This is a genomic window from Paraburkholderia ginsengiterrae (genome assembly GCF_001645125.1).
GTDB lineage: Bacteria > Pseudomonadota > Gammaproteobacteria > Burkholderiales > Burkholderiaceae > Paraburkholderia > Paraburkholderia ginsengiterrae.
The window spans coordinates 143,147-161,469 of the sequence record NZ_LXKA01000371.1; the positions used below are offsets into that span (position 1 = coordinate 143,147).

At 64.0% G+C, this 18,323-nt stretch carries 17 protein-coding genes; 14 read left to right on the forward strand and 3 right to left on the reverse strand.

Features of this window, described 5'->3' with window-relative positions; all coding sequences use genetic code 11:
* The first annotated feature begins 38 nt into the window (after positions 1-38).
* Complete coding sequence (locus tag A6V37_RS35255) at positions 39-986, forward strand: phosphoribosyltransferase (RefSeq protein WP_064286837.1); 948 nt, start codon at positions 39-41, stop codon at positions 984-986.
* 38 nt (positions 987-1,024) lie between these two features.
* Here the strand turns inward: A6V37_RS35255 and A6V37_RS35260 are convergent, their stop codons facing one another.
* A complete protein-coding gene (locus A6V37_RS35260) occupies positions 1,025-2,740 on the reverse strand; it encodes an ATP-binding domain-containing protein (RefSeq protein ID WP_064272038.1) in 1,716 nt (571 codons plus the stop codon).
* A gap of 239 nt (positions 2,741-2,979) precedes the next feature.
* Here A6V37_RS35260 and A6V37_RS35265 point away from each other — a divergent pair, with 239 nt between their 5' ends.
* Together A6V37_RS35265 and A6V37_RS35270 are read left to right on the forward strand one after the other, a co-directional pair.
* Positions 2,980-3,606 carry a glutathione S-transferase family protein gene (locus A6V37_RS35265; RefSeq protein WP_064271878.1) on the forward strand — a complete coding sequence of 209 codons (627 nt, stop codon included), beginning with the start codon at positions 2,980-2,982 and terminating at the stop codon, positions 3,604-3,606.
* A gap of 149 nt (positions 3,607-3,755) precedes the next feature.
* Positions 3,756-4,325: a Fur family transcriptional regulator gene (locus tag A6V37_RS35270; RefSeq protein ID WP_064271877.1), complete on the forward strand. Its 570-nt coding sequence runs from the start codon at positions 3,756-3,758 to the stop codon at positions 4,323-4,325.
* A 20-nt stretch (positions 4,326-4,345) separates the two neighbouring features.
* On the opposite strand, the gene A6V37_RS35275 is transcribed toward A6V37_RS35270, so the two are convergent.
* Entirely contained in the window at positions 4,346-4,858 is a 513-nt protein-coding gene (locus tag A6V37_RS35275; RefSeq protein ID WP_064286838.1) for a response regulator, read from the reverse strand.
* Positions 4,859-5,196: 338 nt separating this feature from the next.
* Positions 5,197-5,976: a TetR/AcrR family transcriptional regulator gene (locus A6V37_RS35280; RefSeq protein WP_082902911.1), complete on the reverse strand. Its 780-nt coding sequence runs from the start codon at positions 5,974-5,976 to the stop codon at positions 5,197-5,199.
* 75 nt (positions 5,977-6,051) lie between these two features.
* On the opposite strand from A6V37_RS35280, the gene A6V37_RS35285 reads away from it, so the two are divergent.
* The 11 genes from A6V37_RS35285 to A6V37_RS35335 all read left to right on the forward strand — a co-directional run bounded on the left by A6V37_RS35285 (position 6,052) and on the right by A6V37_RS35335 (position 18,277).
* Positions 6,052-7,599, forward strand: a complete 1,548-nt coding sequence (locus A6V37_RS35285; RefSeq protein ID WP_064271875.1) for an MDR family MFS transporter — start codon at positions 6,052-6,054, stop codon at positions 7,597-7,599.
* Between the two features lie 564 nt (positions 7,600-8,163).
* The gene (locus tag A6V37_RS35290; RefSeq protein WP_244174072.1) at positions 8,164-9,006 is read left to right on the forward strand and encodes a hypothetical protein; all 843 of its coding nucleotides are present in this window, start codon (positions 8,164-8,166) and stop codon (positions 9,004-9,006) included.
* A 215-nt stretch (positions 9,007-9,221) separates the two neighbouring features.
* Entirely contained in the window at positions 9,222-10,292 is a 1,071-nt protein-coding gene (locus tag A6V37_RS35295) for a TAXI family TRAP transporter solute-binding subunit (RefSeq protein ID WP_064271873.1), read from the forward strand.
* Between the two features lie 138 nt (positions 10,293-10,430).
* Positions 10,431-11,318: a DMT family transporter gene (locus A6V37_RS35300; RefSeq protein WP_064271872.1), complete on the forward strand. Its 888-nt coding sequence runs from the start codon at positions 10,431-10,433 to the stop codon at positions 11,316-11,318.
* A 123-nt stretch (positions 11,319-11,441) separates the two neighbouring features.
* Entirely contained in the window at positions 11,442-12,326 is an 885-nt protein-coding gene (gene sapR / locus A6V37_RS35305) for a sap1 transcriptional regulator SapR (RefSeq protein ID WP_064271871.1), read from the forward strand.
* 101 nt (positions 12,327-12,427) lie between these two features.
* On the forward strand, positions 12,428-12,712 hold the full coding sequence (locus tag A6V37_RS35310; protein ID WP_064271870.1) for a hypothetical protein: 285 nt from the start codon (positions 12,428-12,430) through the stop codon (positions 12,710-12,712).
* 165 nt (positions 12,713-12,877) lie between these two features.
* Positions 12,878-13,471, forward strand: a complete 594-nt coding sequence (locus tag A6V37_RS35315) for a GNAT family N-acetyltransferase (protein WP_064271869.1) — start codon at positions 12,878-12,880, stop codon at positions 13,469-13,471.
* A gap of 46 nt (positions 13,472-13,517) precedes the next feature.
* Positions 13,518-14,375, forward strand: coding sequence for a MerR family transcriptional regulator (locus tag A6V37_RS35320; protein WP_064286840.1), 858 nt, complete (start codon positions 13,518-13,520; stop codon positions 14,373-14,375).
* A 222-nt stretch (positions 14,376-14,597) separates the two neighbouring features.
* Positions 14,598-15,593 carry a sulfonate ABC transporter substrate-binding protein gene (locus A6V37_RS35325; protein ID WP_064286841.1) on the forward strand — a complete coding sequence of 332 codons (996 nt, stop codon included), beginning with the start codon at positions 14,598-14,600 and terminating at the stop codon, positions 15,591-15,593.
* A 122-nt stretch (positions 15,594-15,715) separates the two neighbouring features.
* On the forward strand, positions 15,716-17,320 hold the full coding sequence (locus tag A6V37_RS35330; RefSeq protein WP_064286842.1) for a flavin-containing monooxygenase: 1,605 nt from the start codon (positions 15,716-15,718) through the stop codon (positions 17,318-17,320).
* 48 nt (positions 17,321-17,368) lie between these two features.
* Positions 17,369-18,277 carry an SDR family NAD(P)-dependent oxidoreductase gene (locus A6V37_RS35335; RefSeq protein WP_064271865.1) on the forward strand — a complete coding sequence of 303 codons (909 nt, stop codon included), beginning with the start codon at positions 17,369-17,371 and terminating at the stop codon, positions 18,275-18,277.
* Positions 18,278-18,323 lie beyond the last annotated feature (46 nt).

The following is an 18,323-nucleotide window of genomic DNA, read 5'->3' on the forward strand; positions in this document are numbered from 1 at the left end:
ACACTCGCTCCCACGCGCTACGCGACGTCCCACGAGTCATGAACAAGCCGGTTTTGCCCCTGACGTACGAACAACTCGATCACTGGATCGAATCGCTGCAACCCGCCTTGCTGGCGGAGCGTTTCACGATGGCAATCGGCATTCTGCGTGGCGGGGCGCCACTCGCGCTGATGGTGTCGCATGCCGTCGGCACGCCGGTCGCCTTTCTGCGCTACGACCGCCAGGCGCGCACGGTTGCGTGGGATTCGACGCTGCCGATGCCGCCCGCGGGCGCGACGGTGCTGCTGTGCGAGGACATCGCGGGGCGCGGATTCACGCTGGCCGACTGCATCGCGTTCCTGCAGCAGCACGGCCTCGAAGTCAGAACGCTGACCGGCGCCGTGGACGACCTGAGCCGCATTCAACCCGACTATGCGATCGATGCACGCGGCTACTTCGCATTGTTCCCGTGGGAGCGTCAGGCCTACACCGAGCGTTATCGCGACGACTGGGCGCGCGTCGAAGCAGGCACCGCGCCGGCGATGGCGGACGATCACGAATACGCCACGTACGCGATCGATCTCGACGGCATTCTGCTGCCCGACGTGCCGCTCGCGCGTTATGACGAGGACCTGGCCGCCGCGCTTGCCGAGCGCGACGCGCTGCAACCGTTCGAGGTGTTACCCGGCATCGACTTGCAGCGGGTTCGCGCGATCATCACCGGGCGGCCGGAGGCGGATCGCGTGCGCACCGAAGCGTGGCTCGCGCGGCACGGATTCGGCCATCTGCAACTGGTGATGCGCACGCCCGGCACGCACGACGAAAGCCCGGCCGGCAGCGCGGCTCACAAGGCCACAGCCGCATTGCGCGGCGGGGTCACGCATTTCGTCGAGAGCGATCCGGTGCAGGCGCTGCTGATCGCTCAACAGGCACCGCTCCTGCGCGTAATCTGGTGGGATGCGCTCACGCACACCGGCATGCTGGTCGGCGCGCGTGCCTGGACTTGAGTAGGGCCAGGCTTGACGCCAGGCTCCACCTCCAGGCTTCACTGCGCGCCTTTGCCTTCCGCTTTACCGTCACGCAAATGCAGATGCCGCGCCGCCCGCTGCGAGGCGACGACGATCAGCTTCATGGTCGCGCGCGTGGCGCCGACGAATAGCTTGCGCGCAATGCGCTCGTCGAAAGTATCGAAATCGACCTCGGTGAAAATCACGCAGGGCGCCGCCTGCCCCTTGAAACGATAGATCGATTCGAACAGCACATCTCCCTCGCGGTATGCCGGATTGCCGAACAGATCGTACTTGCCGGTGAAGCTGCGCAGCCGATGCGGTCCGAGGTGATCCAGCCCGGTCATCACCGAGCCCTCGCGGCCGCGGAACGACAGCACCACGATATCCTGCTTGCGAAAACCCAGCGAAAGCGCCTGCGTGATCGCGCGCTTGGTGGTGTCGATGCTGCTTTCGGCGGCGTTCGCTTCGTCGTAGACCGACAGCGAAATATCCGAGCCGTCGAACGGACTGCCCGACGCGAGCGCCGCGGCAACCGGCACCGACGCGCCGACCACCTCGCGCACATAGTCGAGAATGTCACGCGGGCTGCGATAGTTGGTGGTTTCCGTCAGCGTGGTCCAGCCAGGCAGCGCGACCGGATCGCGCATATACAGATTCTGCAGCGGATCCTCGAGCCACCACCATGCGCCTGCCGGGCGCAGCAGTCGCTCGAGCGCGGCGACCCAGGACGGCTGGAAGTCCTGGCCTTCATCGACAACCAGCACGTCGAATTGCCAGCGTGAATCGATCGGTGTTTCGGCAAAAGTCGCTTCGAGCTGATCGAATGCCGCGCCGAGGGAAGCGGCCGCCTTGGGCGACATCTCACCGGACTGAAAATCCGGCTCGCGGCCCGCGTCGCGCGCGACCCAGTCGCACAGCTGGTGATAGTTGGCGACTTTCGCCTCGGCCGGCGCGACCCGCGCGATGTGATCCGCCAGCGGCCGGTTGAAGCAGACATAGAGCGGCCGCTGCCCACGCGTCACCGCATCCTTCAGAACCTGCAGCGCAAGCTGCGTCTTGCCGGAGCCGGCCGTGCCGATCACACGCAGCCGGAACGGCGAGAACTCGAGACGCCGCGCCCAGGTGGCCAGACCGCCCGCGAGACGTGTGACGAGCGTGCCCGCCTGTCCCACCAGCGCGCTGGCATCGGGCGCGAGTGCGAGTTCGTCGGCGAGGAAGTGATGGATTTTCGGCGCGCAGGCGAGGCGCGGCTCATCGGCCGGCAACGCTTCGCGAATGATCGCCGCGAGCCGCTCCTTGCGCGTCGCATCGACGATCCGGGCCGGGTTCACGCCGGCAATCGCCGCGTCCTTGACGATGTGGTCAGGGCAGTACAGCAGTTCCTCGATGAAATACGTGCCTGCGCCAAATGCCGCGGTAAAACGCCGGTGCAGACTTTCGATGGTGTGGGCCAGCGCGATCGCCACATTGCGCTCGGTCTGCAGATACACCTTGACGAGACCCTTCGGCGTTTCACGCAGAAAACCCGTTTTCTGTTCGACGATCATCACGCGCCCGGCCGGGCTGACGACTACGAAATCCGCCTCGCCGAACACCGAAAAATTCTGGTTCAAACGCGTCCAGTGCACGCCGTGATAAACGGTGTAGGTGTCGGGGAGCGCTTCTTCCAGCAACGCAAGGGTTTCGCGTTCGCGGGCCGCCGCGCCGGTGGCGGCGAGGCTCTTCCAGTCGTCGGGAACAATGCGGGCCATGCGTGCCTCGTCGGATTCGGGTGCGCTCATTGTACGCAACGCGCGCGTATTGCCGATCGGTGCTCCGGGTGCCGGTTCGAGCCGGGATTGCGGTTGTCTTTCACGCGGCCGGTTGCACGCCGGCACATGCAAAGCCGCGCGCATCGTGTATCGTTACCGGCTGAACGCCGCGCGCGAGGCGCGGCTTGCCAACTGCCCCAAAGGAGTGCCTGCGGGGCGCCAAGAAAGGAATCGACCGGATGATTACGATCTGGGGACGCGCGAATTCAGTCAACGTCCAGAAAGTTTTGTGGTGCTGCGAAGAACTGGTGCTGCCGTACGAGCGAATTGATGCCGGCCTGAAGTTCGGCCGCAACAACGAGCCCGAATACCTTGCAATGAACCCGACCGGCAAGATTCCGACGCTGGTCGACGACGGCTTCGTGCTGTGGGAATCGAACTCCATTTTGCGCTATCTGGTTCTGCAATACGCCGACGCAAGCCTGCTGTATCCGGCCGAGCCGAAACTCCGCTCGAGCGTCGACCGCTGGCTGGACTGGTCGCTCTCCACGCTGCAACCCGCCGAGCGCCCGGTGTTCTGGGCCGTCGTGCGCACGCGCGCCGCCGAGCGCGACGCGGCCAAACTCGCGGCTGACGTCGAGGTGGTCGGCACACTCTGGCGCATGCTGGATGCTCATCTGCAAGGGCGCTTCTTCCTCGAAGGCGAGAAGTTCACGCTGGCCGACATCGTGATCGGTGCCTATGCGAAACGCTGGTTCGGTCTCGAAGGTATCGAGCGCCCGCCGCTGCCGAATCTGGAACGCTGGTATTCGCGCCTTGCGACGCGCTCGGGCTTCAAAAAGTACGTTGATTTGCCGCTGACCTGAGCCATCCGGCCGCCTAGCGACTCGCTGCCTGGCGGCCTGCTTATTGGCCCGCTTATCGACCCACTTATCGGCCCGCTTATCGGCCCGATTCCCCGGCCCGGTGCCGGGCCACCGGCACGGCAAAGCACGATGGCCTTTATAATCGACGCATGAAGACCGCCAAGCCCGCCGCGACCGCTGACAAACTGACCTCCGCTCATGCTCATGAGCCGGGGCACACGCACGGTAATTCGCAGGAAGCCGCGCTGACACTCGCGGAAGAATATTGCCGCGAACGCGGCGAAAAACTCACGCCGATCCGCCGCAAAGTACTGGAATTGCTGCTGCAGTCCGGGCGTGCCACCAAGGCGTATTCGCTGCTCGACGAGATGCGGCAGATTCACCCGGGTTCGGCGCCGCCCACGGTTTACCGTGCACTGGACTTCCTGCTCGCGGCCGGCCTCGTGCATCGGATCGAATCGATCAATGCCTTCACCGTCTGCCACGATCTGACGCAATGCCAGCACGGCATCCTCGTGGTGTGCCAGCAATGCGGCAACGTCACCGAATTGCATCAGCCCAAACTGCGCCAGGCACTCGTTGCGCAAATCGAAGACGCGGGTTACCGCCTCGCGAGCGATGACATCGAACTGAAGGGTTTGTGCTCCGCCTGCCAGGCCGCGGAAGCGGCGGCGTCGAGCCAGAAAAAACCGGCCGCGCCCGTCGCGATCGCCAAATAACCCTGGCGCAACCGCCCGCTTCAACCCGCACTACGTGCGTCGATCGCGTCGTGCAGCAGCGTCACGAGATCTTCCGGCACAGCCGGTTTGGTCATGAAGTGCTGGAAGCCTTCGCCGATACTCCGCAGGCGATAGGCGTCGCCGGTGTGGCCCGTCAACGCCACGGCCACCGTCGGCGCGTGATCGCCGCGAATCTCGTGATCGCGCAGCCGCTGGATCAGGTAAAAGCCGTCCATGGTGGGCAGTTCGAGGTCGCAGACCACGGCGTCGGGCGACAACCTCAGCGCCGCTTCGACGCCCGCTTCCGCGTCCGCCACGGCGACCACATGCGCGCCTTCCGCTTCGAGTAACAAGGTCAGCGATTCCCGGCTGGCCGGGTCGTCCTCTACGAGCACGATCGTGGTCTGATCGAGTCTCAATGCTCCGTTCATTTTGCGATGCTGCTCTAAAAAACCGGTTAGGCCGTCAGACGTGGCCAACTTTACTTCCTGCTGCTTGCCGCCGATTTGCGCGGCTACGGGATTGCTGTTCATGATTCCGACTCGATTTCATGCGCCGAGTTGCAACCAGGGTCACGATTGTAGAACATGGCCCGAGCGCAAGCGCGTGCGCACGGTAACGCGCCAAAATTGCACGCCGATGAAAAATTGGCCGCCGGCGCTCTCTCTGACCGATGCCGACTTCCGATACGCCGCGGCGGCACGTGCAAACCCTGACTGGCATGGCTCTTCCCGCCCGGCATTGTTCCTGACACTCCTGCTTTCATACCGCGCCGCCATCGTTGCCGGCACCGCGCGGCAGTCATATCCGCTCCATCAGCAGCACGTTGCGTGCCTTGGCAGGGTCGCCGCCAAACGGGTCGCCGCGGAAATCAATCGGCTTTCTTCGGACCTATTCCCTGTACCAGCAAGGCCACCACATGCCGCGCGATTTCTTCGCTGCCGATATCGCGGCGCGCGGGATCGTTGCGCCACAGCTTCGAGGTGGCCAGCGGCAGAATCGTCAGGCCGAGCAGCGTGACAAATACGAGCGCGGGCTCGAGGCCCGCGTTCAGGCGCCCTTCCTTCTGCCAGCGCTCGATGGCTGACAGCGACGCCTTCTGATGCGCGTTGCCGAACCGCTCGTGCATGCGTTGGCGCAGCAGGCCGCCGTCGCTGATGACCTCGCGCACCCATAGCGACGGAAACCACGGATGGGCGACCGCCACCTGCACCAGCCGCTGCGCGAGTTGCGTGATCGCCGCCACCGGGTCATCCGGATTCTCCTGAAACGGCACGCCAAGCCCGGCGCGCAGCGGCGCGAAACGTTCGTCGATCAGCACGTCGAGCAGCTGATCACGCGTCTTGAAGTAGTAATGCATCATCGCCGGCGTGAAACCGGCCTCGCGCGCGATCTCCCCAAGCGTGGTGTCGACGATGCCCTGACGCGCGAACAGCGCTAGCGCGGCGTCGAGCAGGCGGTCGCGCTGCTGGGGTCCGCGCGCGGCGCCCGACGGCCTGCCCGGGCGCCGCGCAGGCGCCTCGGCTGCCGGTGTGCCGGCGTGCGTCTCAGGGGCCTGCCTGACTGCGACGCGCGCCTTGCGCACCTTCGTCGCGGCCGTGCCGGGCAGGCTGCTTTTCACCTCTCGGTCGTCTGACGGAATCCTTGCCATTGCATTCAATTTGACGTGGGCTGCGATGTCGCATATATTAATCTCCGAATTAATTAATTTCAATGCGGCAACGCCATGAACCCAACGAGTTCGACTCAACCCGCCGAGCTGGCCACTGAACTGACGCAGCCTCATGCGCAGGCTGCCGCGCACACGGCCAGCCACCCGCCGGTCCGGCTGCTGTTCCCGGCCCTGCTGCTGGTCATGCTGCTCGCCGCGCTCGATCAGACGATCGTCTCGACCGCGCTGCCGACCATCGTCGGTGAACTGGGCGGGTTGAACAACCTGTCATGGGTCGTGACCGCCTACCTGCTCACGTCGACCATTGTCGTGCCGCTGTACGGCAAGCTCGGCGATCTGTTCGGCCGCAAAATCGTGCTGCAGACAGCGATCATCGTGTTTCTGGCCGGCTCCGCGCTATGCGGCGTCGCGCAGAACATGACGCAACTGATCGTGCTGCGCGCGCTGCAAGGTCTGGGCGGCGGCGGGCTGCTGGTGGTGACGATGGCTGCGATCGCGGACGTGATTCCACCGGCCGAGCGTGGCCGCTACCAGGGCGTATTCGGCGGCGTGTTCGGCCTTGCCACCGTGGTCGGGCCGCTGCTCGGCGGCTTTCTCGTCGAGCACCTCACGTGGCGCTGGATTTTCTATATCAACCTGCCGCTCGGCATCGTATCGCTCGTCGTGATCGGCGCGGTGTTCAAGCCTCACGTTCGCCAGGTAAAGCACACCATCGACTATATGGGCGCAGCATTCCTGGCCGGCGCCCTCACCTGCATCATTCTGTTCACGAGCCAAGGCGGCACGATCCTGCCGTGGTCGTCGCCGCAACTCTGGCTCACGCTGGCAATGGGCCTGATCGCGATCTGGGGCTTCATTCATGAAGAACGCAGCGCGGTCGAACCGATCATGCCGCTCGAGCTTTTCAAGCAGCGCACGTTTTTGCTGAGCAGCCTGATCGGCTTCATCATCGGCGTGTCGCTGTTCGGCTCCGTGACGTTCATACCGCTCTACTTGCAGGTGGTCAAAGGCTCGACGCCGTCGGAAGCCGGCATGCAGATGCTGCCGATGATGGGCGGCCTGTTCGTGATGTCGATGGTGACCGGCCGCCTCATCAGCAAGATCGGTAAATACCGCATGTTTCCGATCGCCGGCACGTTGCTGGTATCCATCGCCATGCTGCTGCTCGCGCGCTTGCAGATCAGCACGCCAATTCATGTGATGTATCTCTACATGGGGCTTCTTGGCTGCGGCCTCGGCATGGTGATGCAGGTGCTGATTCTCGCCGTGCAGAATACGGTCGAGTTCAAACACATGGGCGTGGCCACGTCGGGCGCGACACTGTTCCGCTCGATCGGCGGCTCGATCGGGGTGGCCAGTTTCGGCGCCGTATTCTCGAACGGTCTCGCCGCACGGCTCGAGAAGCTGATTCCACCCGACACCGAATTGCCGCATGCGCTCGGACCCACCGCGATCCACCAATTGCCGCAGGCGTTGCGCGACGACTACCTACAGGCATTCGCCGGCGCCTTGCACACCGTGTATCTGTCGGCCGCGTGCGTGGTCGTGCTGGCATTCGCGCTCGCATGGCTGCTGAAAGATCATCCGTTGCGCAAGCATTAATTCTCTTCTCACGCACTTCAAGCGCTTGATGCAAGCGCTTAATGACGAGGCCGAACGCCGAAGGCGTCGGCGTCGCTCTTTTTTGTCGCCAGTCCTCCACCGAAGCGCGTCATGAAAAAACGGCTCCGTCCGTTCGTTCTGGGGACGTATGCAGTATTTCGTCGTACCTACCAATGTGCGCTGACGCATCGGAATCAGATAGGTAGGAACGGCGATTGACGTTCTCATCGAAACGCCACATATTGCAAGCAGCGGCACCGCAAGCGTGGGCTTGCGTCCGAGGACTTTCCGGCGCATGCGGATAGTGATTCCGCGGACATTACGCCCGCGTCTGCATGCCCCGGAATATGCCGTCATGGCGTCGTTTTCCACAGGTGGGTCCACAGTATGTCCACCCAGACAGCATCAGGGCAAAGCTTTCCGACGCCCTGCAAACGGTGTGGCGGCGCATTGTACCGGCAGGTCGACTATTGCCCGTATTGTGGCGCCGCCAATCCCCTCGACGCGGATCCACACAAGCACACTGCGATTCCCGGCCACTACGCCAGCGCCATGAGCCCGTCGATGCAGAAGAACAGCCTCGAGCAGGAAACGCCGGTAGAATCCGACTTCCCGACACGTGCCGCGCACGTGGACACCCCTGCTCCTGCCGAAGCCGCGGCGCGCACTCGGGCACTCGTTACGCCAGGTACGTCGCCATTGCTGCTCGCCGAACCGCTCCATTCGAAAGGCTTCGACGGACTGCCGGTCCGCAAGGTGTTGTATGCCATCGTGGCTGCTGTCGCAATCGGCCTGGCGTATGGCGGTTATTCACTATTGAGTGGTCGCGATTCACAGAGCGACAGTGGCGATCAGGCTGGCGAAACGACTCAGGATGCCAGAACGGCCACCGGCACTATCGCCCTGTACGCACCTGCTCAGCCGACGAATCAGGCCATTGCCGGCAAACCCGCTGCACAGGGAAGCTCTGCCAAGCCGGCGCAGGCGATTCCGGCGGCACCCGCCGCCGCCCTTGCGCCGTCCGTTGCCGCGACGCCGGTCAAACCCGCCGTGCCGCAATTCCGCAATGCCACGCAGGCCGTGCAGGTGGCGCGCCTTGCTTTGCGCACCAACGATCTTTCCGCGGCGCAAGCCGCGCTTGGCGCCGCGCAAGCGCTACAGCCGGACAACGGTGACGCCCAGGATCTCGCCGATCAATTGAAATCCCTGACCGCCCGCCGCGACGCCGCGCTGCAAGCGGCGCAAGCCTGCGTCGCGCAGTCGGCGTGGCCCTGCGCACGCCAGCACGCCAACGACGCACTGGCGATCGATACGGGCAGCGACTCCGCGAAGACCATCCTCGAACGCGTGATTCGCGAGACAGGTTGGGCGCCGCTCAACGCGCATGCTTCAGCGCCGGGGCGGTGATAAATAGTTTGGATATCGAATCGAAATAAAAGATCGCCTGACCGATCTCCTAACCGATCATCGCGAGAATTGCACGCATCCTCGCGCGGCGTTTGAGCGGTAACAGACGGACGTAGCAGTTGCAGCGCATTGAACATGACACGGCAGACCGGCTCACTGGTGCTTCGCAGGTCGACGGGCGAAGCGATACAAACAGACCGATAGGTGAATGGACCATGCTGAAGAGACTTCTTACGGGATGGCTGGGGTTGGCCCTGATGGTCGTGGTGTCGCTCGCCGGCGCGGAACCCGCGCACTACAAGATCGTCACCGGGCCGGAACGGGGCACGTACATCCAGATCGGCCAGGATCTGTCGAAATGGGTCGCACAACCGGCGGGCATCGATCTGGATGTCGTGGCGTCGAAAGGCTCGGCTGAAAACGTGCAACGCATGCGCTTCGAGGCGGGCGTGAAACTCGCACTCGTGCAATCCGACGTGTATCAGGCCTACATCGACATGGCCAATGCGGGCAATGCCGACGCGGGCACGACAATCCGGCCGCTACGGCTCATCATGCCGCTCTACGACGAAGAAATTAACGTCGTGGTGCGCGCGGATTCGCCCTTGAAGACCTTTGCCGATATCAAGGACAAAAGTATCAGCGTCGGCCTGTTCGGCAGCGGCACCGCGCAGACGGCCACCACGCTTTACCACCTGATGTTCGGCCAGACGATTCCCGAGCAGAATATCCAGCACCTGAGCAACGAGGACGCGCTGGCTGCGTTGATCGTCAAGAAAGTGGACGTGGCGATCATCGTGGTCGGGCAGCCCGCGAAACTGTTCAACGACATGAACCCCGAGCTGCTTCAGCAGATTCGCCTGCTGAAGGTCGATCCCGCCGCGCCTGAAACCACGCGCGCCAAACAAACCTATTTCCCCACGACGATTCGTGCGGCCAGCTATCCGAACTGGTTGAAAGAGGACGTTCCGACGCTCACCGTGAAGGCCTTTCTCGTCACCTATGACTACGGTCTGCGCGATACAGTCGGCAATCTGAATCACTTTGCCGACTCGCTATGCGCCAACTTCGGCAATCTGCAGGAGCACGGACACCCGAAGTGGAAGCAGGTGAAGCTCGAGTTGCCGCCGCTCGTGCGCGGATGGAAATACTATCCGCCGGTCGAGAAGCACCTGCGCGCGTGCATCGCGAACCATGGGGCGGCGCTCAGCGCGACGGCAGCCCAGGCGGCAAAGCCGCGCGCGACGTGCACAGATCAGGAAAGACTGCTGCTGCTCTGCAAGTAGGAAGCACAACGCAACACCCCGCGGCTGTACCGCTCCATTCCTCGGTACAGTTTGTTAGATTTGTGCCGATCCGTACCTTACTGTCCATGTCCGGATAGCAGATGCTATGCGTTCTATTTCATCGTCTGCATTCTTCCAATGGACAAAACCACCAACGGCTGGCTGAGCGGCCTCATCGGTGTATTGATTTTCAGCGGTTCACTGCCGGCCACGCGCATTGCCGTGCAGGGCCTCGACCCGCTGTTTCTGACAGTCGCCCGCGCGACGATCGCCGGCACGCTCGGCCTGTTGCTGCTGCTCGTGTTTCGCCAGACGCGCCCCGCGAGTCGTGACTTAATTCCGCTCGTGGTGGTCGCGCTCGGCGTGGTGGTCGGTTTTCCGCTGTTGACGGCGCTCGCGCTGCGCCACGTCAGTTCGGCGCATGCCGTGGTGTTCGTCGGCCTGTTGCCGCTTGCCACCGCGATCTTCGGCGTGCTGCGCGGCGGCGAGCGCCCGCAAGCGGCGTTCTGGCTGTTCTCGGCGCTCGGCAGCGGCGCGGTGGTGGCATTCGCCTTGCGTCAAGGGCTCGATGCATCGCCGGTGGGCGACGCGCTGATGCTGGCCGCCATCGTCGTATGCGGGCTCGGCTATGCGGAGGGCGCGCGCCTGTCGCGCCATCTCGGCGGCTGGCAGGTGATTTCGTGGGCGCTCGTGCTGTCGCTGCCACTCATGCTGCCGCTCGCGTGGTGGGCACGGCCCGCATCGTTGGACGGTGTCAGTCACGCTGCGTTGTGGGGCCTCGCCTACGTGTCGCTCTTCAGCATGCTGATCGGCTTCGTGTTCTGGTATCGCGGCCTCGCGCTCGGCGGCATTGCGGGTGTCGGGCAATTGCAGTTGCTGCAGCCGTTCTTCGGCCTGACCCTCGCGGCATTGCTCCTGCACGAACAGGTGCCGCCCGCGATGATCCTCGTCACCGTCGTGGTGGTCGCATGCGTGGCGGGCGCGCGGCGCTTTTCGCGAACCGCGCCGGTGCGACCGGCAACCTGATAGCCGCCCCACGCGCACGCAGGCTCGCGCCGCGCCTCATTCCAGGCCCGCGCGAAACGGGCGGCCGGTTGAATATGTCATCATCGCGATGATCGATCCACCACGGCCCTCGCCGCGACCACGATGCCGACCGCTTTTGCTCAAACCGTCGAAGCCCGCTTTGCCGAACTCACGCCCACCTCCAAGCGTGTTGCCAGTTACATGCTGGCCAATCTCGACCGGCTCGGCCTTGAAACCGCCGACCAGATCGCCCAGCAGGCCGGCACCAGCGGCATTTCGGTCGGCCGCTTTCTGCGCAGCATCGGCTATCAGAATCTCGACGATCTGAAACGCGAACTGCGCGGAACGCAGGAGCGTCCCTGGCTGATCACCGACCGGCTCGACGCGTTCCGCCGCACTGCGGGTCAGCACGACGAAGCCGCGCCGGCCACCGAGCCCAACCCCGCGCTCGCCCATTCGCTCGATCTCGAGGTCGCGGCGATCCAGCATGTCTACCAACTCGCGCAATCGCCCGTCTTCGCCCGCGTGGCGGAGCGTATCTCGAACGCGGATGCCGTCTATATTCTCGGCATTCAGTCCACGCGCGGCATCAGCAACGCGTTCTACAGCTACCTCGAATACATCCGCCCGCGCGTGTTCTATTCCGACGGCATGTCGGGCTCGTACGTCGATTCGCTGAACTCCGGTTTCCAGTCGCCGTATCTGATCGTGACCGACACCCGCGCGTATTCGAAGGTGGCGCGCCGCTATTGCGAAGCCGCCACGCGCCACGGCCTGCCCTTCGCGCTCGTCACCGATATTTATTGCCCGTGGGCACGCGAGTTCGGCGGCGATCTGCTGCAGGTGAAGACCGACGTCGGCCAGTTCTGGGATTCGCTCGCGCCGCTGACCTGCCTGTTCAATCTGCTGATCTCGGCGATCGTCGAACGGCTCGGGCCGGGTATCGACGAACGCGTGGCCCGCAACCGCGAACTGCAAAGCGAATTCGATCAGTTCGACGACCTCTGACCTTTGATGCGCGTCACGGCAAGCGGCCCGTGACGTGCGTCGTAGCCGATAGGCGTGGCAAAAAACGGGTATCCTCACCGGCTCGTTCAGAAGGAGGACCCATGAAGTTTTCAGTTTGCGTCGCGGTTGCGGCTCTGACGCTGTCTGCCGGCGCGTACGCCCAAACCTCGCAGACCTTCCATTTCGGCGAAGGCCAAAGCGCGCCGCAATCCGGCAATGCGCATCCCGCGCCCGCGCCTCAGGCTCCTCAGGTTCAGCAGGCACCGCAGCAATCGGCCGGACAACCCGCGCCGCTGCCGCCCAAAGCCACGCCGACACACAAGACCAAGCATCACCGGCATCATCGCGGCCATGTAAAGCAGCCCGACATGTACTCGCATAACTGAACGGCTCAACGCCGGCCTCATGCCACACGTGCTTGCAGGCCGGTAATGACTCAGTGACGACTCAGTGACCGTGAATCGCCGCGATTTTTGACTCGCTTCAAATTCGCGCGCGCGGGGGGCATAGTAAAGCGTATCCGCAGACCAACGGCCATCACAGGACCACGCATGAGCACCACCCACCCCGCTCCCGCCACCTCCCATGCATCGACCACAGCAGCCCCGCTGATCCGCGACGCCACCGAAGCCGATCTGCCCGCGATTCAGGCCATCTATGCCCATCACGTGCTGACCGGCGTGGCCTCATTCGAGGAAACGCCGCCTTCCGTCGACGACCTGCGCACGCGGCTCGCGTCGGTGCGCAGCCATGGGCTGCCGTACATGGTGGCGGAGATCGACGGCCAAGTCGCCGGCTATTGCTACGCCACGCCTTACCGGCCGCGCGCCGCGTATCGCAACACCATCGAAGATTCGATCTACGTAAACGACGCCTATCGCGGCCGGGGCCTGGGGCGCGTGCTGCTGCAGGCGCTGATCGAGCGTTGCGAGTCGGGCCCGTGGCGCCAGATGGTGGCGGTCATCGCGGATGGCGGCAGCGGCGGATCGCTGTCGCTGCATGCGCAACTGGGTTTCGAATTGACCGGCACCCTGAAGGCGGTGGGCTTCAAACACGGCCGCTGGCTCGACACGACGCTGATGCAGCGCACGCTCGGCCAAGGCGACTCGACCGCACCGGACGGTGCAGTTCAACAGCAAGGCTGAAGCCCTGCGCTGGCGGCGGTGCGCGCAGCCGCGTTAGAATCCCGCCATGCCCAACACGCCGCCTCCCGTTCCGCCCTTGCGCACCGACCTTCACACCTCGGCCGGCGCCTCGCCGCGCAACGAATACACCGTCGACGAACTCGCGCGCGTCAGCGACACCACCGTGCGCAACGTGCGTGCGTATCAGGATCGCGGCCTGCTTGCGCCACCGGAAAAGCGCGGCCGGGTCGGCGTCTACGACGACACGCACGTATCGCGTCTCAAACTGATCAACCACCTGCTCACACGCGGCTACACGCTCGCCAACATTCAGGATCTGATCATGGCGGTCGACGAGGGCCATGACCTGCGCTCCATCCTCGGACTTGAAACGGCGATCGGCGGCCCCTGGTCGCGCGAGCGGCCGAAAAAATACTCGCTGCTCGAACTCCTGCAAATGTTCGGCGACAAGGCCTCGCCGAGCGCGCTCGGCAAAGCGGTCGATCTCGGGCTGCTGGAGCGCGACGGCCTCTCGTTCGTCTCGGGCAGCGGCGCGGCGCTGGCCGCCGGCGCGACCATGGCGAAAGAAGGCATCCCGCTGGCCGATCTGCTCGACTCCGTGAACATCGCACGGCCCCATTTCAATGCGGTCGCCAAAGCGCTGGTCGATCTGGTGGTCCGTCAGCTGGACCGCTACGACGCGGACGCACTGCCGCCGCCCGCCGACGTGCCGGCGCTGGTCGATGCCATCTGGCGCGTGCGGCCGCTTGCCATGGTTTTGGTCGAAAGCGAAATGAACCGCGCGCTGGAAGAAGCGTCGGGCGACTATCTCGGCGACCGCGTGGCGGCCATTATGGAAAAGAAGCTCGGCCATCACGCCGAAAGCAAGCCGGTCGCGGCAAAAAAAGACAAAGCCAAAAAGTAGCGCTGCCGGCGGGCGTGCTCACGACAATCGGCGCGCTCGTCCACGCACCCATCCACACGCCCACCGGCGTGCCCCTGTGCGGCACCGCGTTCGAGCGCGCGTCATATCCAAATCTGCATTGCTTCGTTTGAGCGGCGGAACGTCCATGCGACGATTCCTTACCGTCGCCGCATGCGCTTACCGCCGCGGCCCCGCTCATCGATCGCACTGGAGATTCACGGCATGGCCCGCCACCCTCGTCACTCCCTTCACCTTGCCGCCGCATTGCTCGCGGCATTCACGACCTTCAGCGCCGCAGCACAAAGCGGTAACACGAACAGCGAGGCCGCCAAAGTACTGCGCATCGGTTATCAGAAATCGGGCTTGCTCGCGGTGCTCAAAGCACAAGGCTCACTCGACGACAAACTCAAGCCGCTCGGCTATAGCATCAAATGGTTCGAATTCCCCGCCGGACCGCAACTGCTCGAAGCGTTGAACGCGAACAGCATCGACTTCGGCTACACGGGTGCCCCGCCGGCGGTGTTCGCGCAGGCCGCCGGCGTACGCTTCGTTTACGTGGGCGCGGAACCATCGGGACGTCATGCGGAAGCGATTCTGGTCAAAGGGGATTCGGCGCTGCGCAATGTGGCCGATCTCAAGGGCAAGCGCGTCGCGCTGCAAAAGGGTTCGAGCGCGAACTACCTGCTGCTCGAAGCGCTTAAAAAAGCAGGATTGCGCTACGAAGACGTGAACGCGGTCTATCTACCGCCCGCCGATGCTCGCGCCGCCTTCGAAAGCGGCAGCGTCGACGCATGGGCAATCTGGGACCCGTACTACGCGTCCGCGCAACACGCGCTGAAAGCACGCACGCTGGTCGACTATGCCGAACTCAACAATCCCTGGAACTTCTATGAGGCGACGCCCGACTTCGCGCAGCAGCATCCCGATGTGATCGGCGCGATCCTTGGACAGTTGCGCACGGCCGGCGTTTGGGTCAACGAGCATCCGGCGGAAACCGCCGCGCTGCTCGGGCCGAAGGTCGGGCTCGATCAGAAGGTGGTCGAAACCTGGGTGCGCCGCTATCCGTACGGCACCACGGCCGTCACGGACGAAATCGTGCGCTCGCAGCAGATCGTTGCCGATGCGTTCTACGGCGCTCATCTGATTCCGCAGAAAATTACCGTGAAAGATAGCGTCTGGCAGAACCGCGAGGTCGCGTCGGCTCTCGCTGCCAAGTAAGCCGCGCCGTTCATCCGATCCTAGAGGTGGCAATCTAACCGCCCCCTTGCGTCATCCGTTGTCAGCCTCTATTGTTACATCACACAATGTAACAGTTAAGAGAGAAAAAGGAGACGGATCGGATGAACGCACGCATGATGCCCCACGACGCCGCTGCATCTGGCCCGGCCGACGCGTCCACGCCTATCGAAACCGATATCGCCATCATCGGGTCAGGCTTTGCGGGCCTCGGCATGGCGATCCGCCTCCGGCAAGCCGGCATGACGGACTTCATGGTCGCGGAGAAGGCCGATTCCGTGGGCGGCACGTGGCGCGACAACCATTACCCAGGTTGCGCCTGCGACGTCCAATCGCACGTCTACTCGTTCTCCTTCGCCCCGAATCCGCGCTGGACCCGCATGTTCGCGCGGCAGCCCGAAATCCGTGCCTATCTCGAAGACTGCACGCAGCGTTTCGGTGTCGAGCGGCACCTGCGTTTTGCGCATGAGCTCGCAAGCGCGATTTACGACGAGACGCGCCACCGCTGGCAACTGACCTTCACGAACGGCCGCCAATGGTCGGCACGCGTGCTGATCTCGGGCATGGGCGGTCTGTCGCGCGCGGCGATACCGAACATTCCCGGCATCGAAACCTTCAAGGGCAAGGCGTTTCATTCGCAGCACTGGGACCACAGCTACCCGCTCGAAGGCAAGCGCGTCGCCGTGATCGGCACCGGCGCCAGCGCGATCCAGTTCGTGCCGCAGATCGCGCCGCGCGTTGCGCACCTCGATTTGTTCCAGCGCACGCCGCCGTGGATCATGCCGAAGGCCGACCGCCCGGTTAAGCCGCTCGAACAGTGGCTGTTCAAACATCTGCCGTTCACGCAGAAGATCATGCGCTCGGCCCTCTACTGCATGCTCGAATCGCGTGCGTTCGGTTTCGCGATCCATCCAACGCTGATGAAAACCGCGCAGAAAGTCGCGGAGCGGCACCTGCGCCGCCAGGTGAGCGATCCGCAATTGCGCGCCACGCTCACGCCGAACTACACGATGGGCTGCAAACGCATTCTGATCTCGAACGACTACTTCCCCGCCCTGTCGCGCCAGAACGTGTCGGTGACGACCACCGGCATCGCCCGCATCGAGGAAAACGCCGTGATCACGACCGACGGTACGCGCCATGAGGCCGACTGCCTGATCTTCGGCACCGGCTTCCAGGTCGCCGATCCGTTTCCGGCCGGCGTGGTGCGCGGGCGCGGCGGCGTGGATATCGTCGATACGTGGCGCGACGGCGCGCATGCGTACCTTGGTACGACTTTGCCTGGTTATCCGAACTTCTTCATGATCGTCGGACCGAACACCGGTCTTGGCCATAACTCGATGGTGTTCATGATCGAGTCGCAGGTCGAATACGTCCTGCGCGCACTGAAGACGATGAACGCGGAACGCGCCGCCGCAATCGAGGTGCGCCCGCACGTGGAGCGTGTCTACAACGAGAAAATCCAGCAAAAACTCGGCCGCGCGATCTGGTCGACGGGCGGTTGCAAGAGCTGGTATCTCGATCCGAAAACCGGCAAGAACACCACGCTGCGGCCGGGCTTCGCGTACAAGTTCCGCCAGGCCACCAGCACGTTCAGCATGGACGATTACCTCGCGTATTCGCCCGGGCCGGCAGCGGCAAGCGCGCCAAAGAATGCGCAGCAACCCGTGCATGCGCACGGCAGCGCGGCGGCGGCCGAAGCAACCTGAGACCACATAACGACAACGATAAGGCACTGTTCAGAGAGGAGATAAGCAATGAAGAACTTTACAGACAGAGTTGCCGCAATTACCGGCGCAGGTTCGGGCATGGGCCGTTCGCTCGCGATTCAGCTGGCACGCGAAGGCTGCCATCTCGCGCTCGCCGACCGCAATGCCGCGAGCCTCGCCGAAACTGCCAAACTCGCGCAGGCCGCGTCGCCGCATGTGGTCGGCTCGCCGCTGCGCATCACGACCCGCGTGCTCGACGTGGCAGACCGCGCCGCGATGTTCGACTGGGCCGCCGAAACGGCGGCCCAGCATCAGCGCGTGAACCTCGTGTTCAACAATGCGGGCGTCGCGCTGTCGAGCACCATCGAAGGCATGGATTACGCCGATCTGGAGTGGATCGTCGGCATCAACTTCTGGGGCGTAGTGCACGGCACGAAGGCGTTTCTGCCTTATCTCAAGGCGTCCGGCGCGGGACACATCGTCAATACGTCGAGCGTGTTCGGCCTGTTCTCGCAGCCTGGCATGAGCGGCTATAACGCGACCAAGTTCGCCGTGCGCGGCTTTACCGAAGCGCTGCGCCAGGAACTCGATTTGATGAAGTGCGGCGTGTCGGCGACCTGCGTGCATCCAGGCGGCATTCGCACGAGCATCGCGCAGTCGAGCCGGATTTCGTCGAACATGGTCGGCTTCATGCTGGAAACCGAGCAGCAGGGCAAAGACGACTTCGAGAAGTTTTTTATCACCACCGCCGACGAAGCGGCGCGCGTGATTCTCGACGGCGTGCGAAAAAACCGGCGCCGTGTGCTGATCGGCCGCGACGCGCGCGCCGCCGACTGGCTGGCGCGCACCCTGCCGGCGGCCTATCAGGCGCTGGTCGTGATGCAGACGCGCCGGATGAAGCGCATCGCCGAAAAACGCGCACGGCGTGCCGCCCAGGTGGACGGCAGGCGCGCGTGATGCGCTGCCTCTCATACAGCGCCATGCACCTGGCTGACCCAGCACA

Bases quoted from the DNA above. Each gene is read 5' to 3' on its own strand.
- A6V37_RS35255 (WP_064286837.1), top strand. From the start codon at position 39: ATGAACAAGCCGGTTTTGCCCCTGACGTACGAACAACTCGATCACTGG.
- A6V37_RS35260 (WP_064272038.1), bottom strand. From the start codon at position 2,740: ATGGCCCGCATTGTTCCCGACGACTGGAAGAGCCTCGCCGCCACCGGC.
- A6V37_RS35265 (WP_064271878.1), top strand. From the start codon at position 2,980: ATGATTACGATCTGGGGACGCGCGAATTCAGTCAACGTCCAGAAAGTT.
- A6V37_RS35270 (WP_064271877.1), top strand. From the start codon at position 3,756: ATGAAGACCGCCAAGCCCGCCGCGACCGCTGACAAACTGACCTCCGCT.
- A6V37_RS35275 (WP_064286838.1), bottom strand. From the start codon at position 4,858: ATGAACAGCAATCCCGTAGCCGCGCAAATCGGCGGCAAGCAGCAGGAA.
- A6V37_RS35280 (WP_082902911.1), bottom strand. From the start codon at position 5,976: ATGGCAAGGATTCCGTCAGACGACCGAGAGGTGAAAAGCAGCCTGCCC.
- A6V37_RS35285 (WP_064271875.1), top strand. From the start codon at position 6,052: ATGAACCCAACGAGTTCGACTCAACCCGCCGAGCTGGCCACTGAACTG.
- A6V37_RS35290 (WP_244174072.1), top strand. From the start codon at position 8,164: ATGCAGAAGAACAGCCTCGAGCAGGAAACGCCGGTAGAATCCGACTTC.
- A6V37_RS35295 (WP_064271873.1), top strand. From the start codon at position 9,222: ATGCTGAAGAGACTTCTTACGGGATGGCTGGGGTTGGCCCTGATGGTC.
- A6V37_RS35300 (WP_064271872.1), top strand. From the start codon at position 10,431: ATGGACAAAACCACCAACGGCTGGCTGAGCGGCCTCATCGGTGTATTG.
- sapR (WP_064271871.1), top strand. From the start codon at position 11,442: ATGCCGACCGCTTTTGCTCAAACCGTCGAAGCCCGCTTTGCCGAACTC.
- A6V37_RS35310 (WP_064271870.1), top strand. From the start codon at position 12,428: ATGAAGTTTTCAGTTTGCGTCGCGGTTGCGGCTCTGACGCTGTCTGCC.
- A6V37_RS35315 (WP_064271869.1), top strand. From the start codon at position 12,878: ATGAGCACCACCCACCCCGCTCCCGCCACCTCCCATGCATCGACCACA.
- A6V37_RS35320 (WP_064286840.1), top strand. From the start codon at position 13,518: ATGCCCAACACGCCGCCTCCCGTTCCGCCCTTGCGCACCGACCTTCAC.
- A6V37_RS35325 (WP_064286841.1), top strand. From the start codon at position 14,598: ATGGCCCGCCACCCTCGTCACTCCCTTCACCTTGCCGCCGCATTGCTC.
- A6V37_RS35330 (WP_064286842.1), top strand. From the start codon at position 15,716: ATGAACGCACGCATGATGCCCCACGACGCCGCTGCATCTGGCCCGGCC.
- A6V37_RS35335 (WP_064271865.1), top strand. From the start codon at position 17,369: ATGAAGAACTTTACAGACAGAGTTGCCGCAATTACCGGCGCAGGTTCG.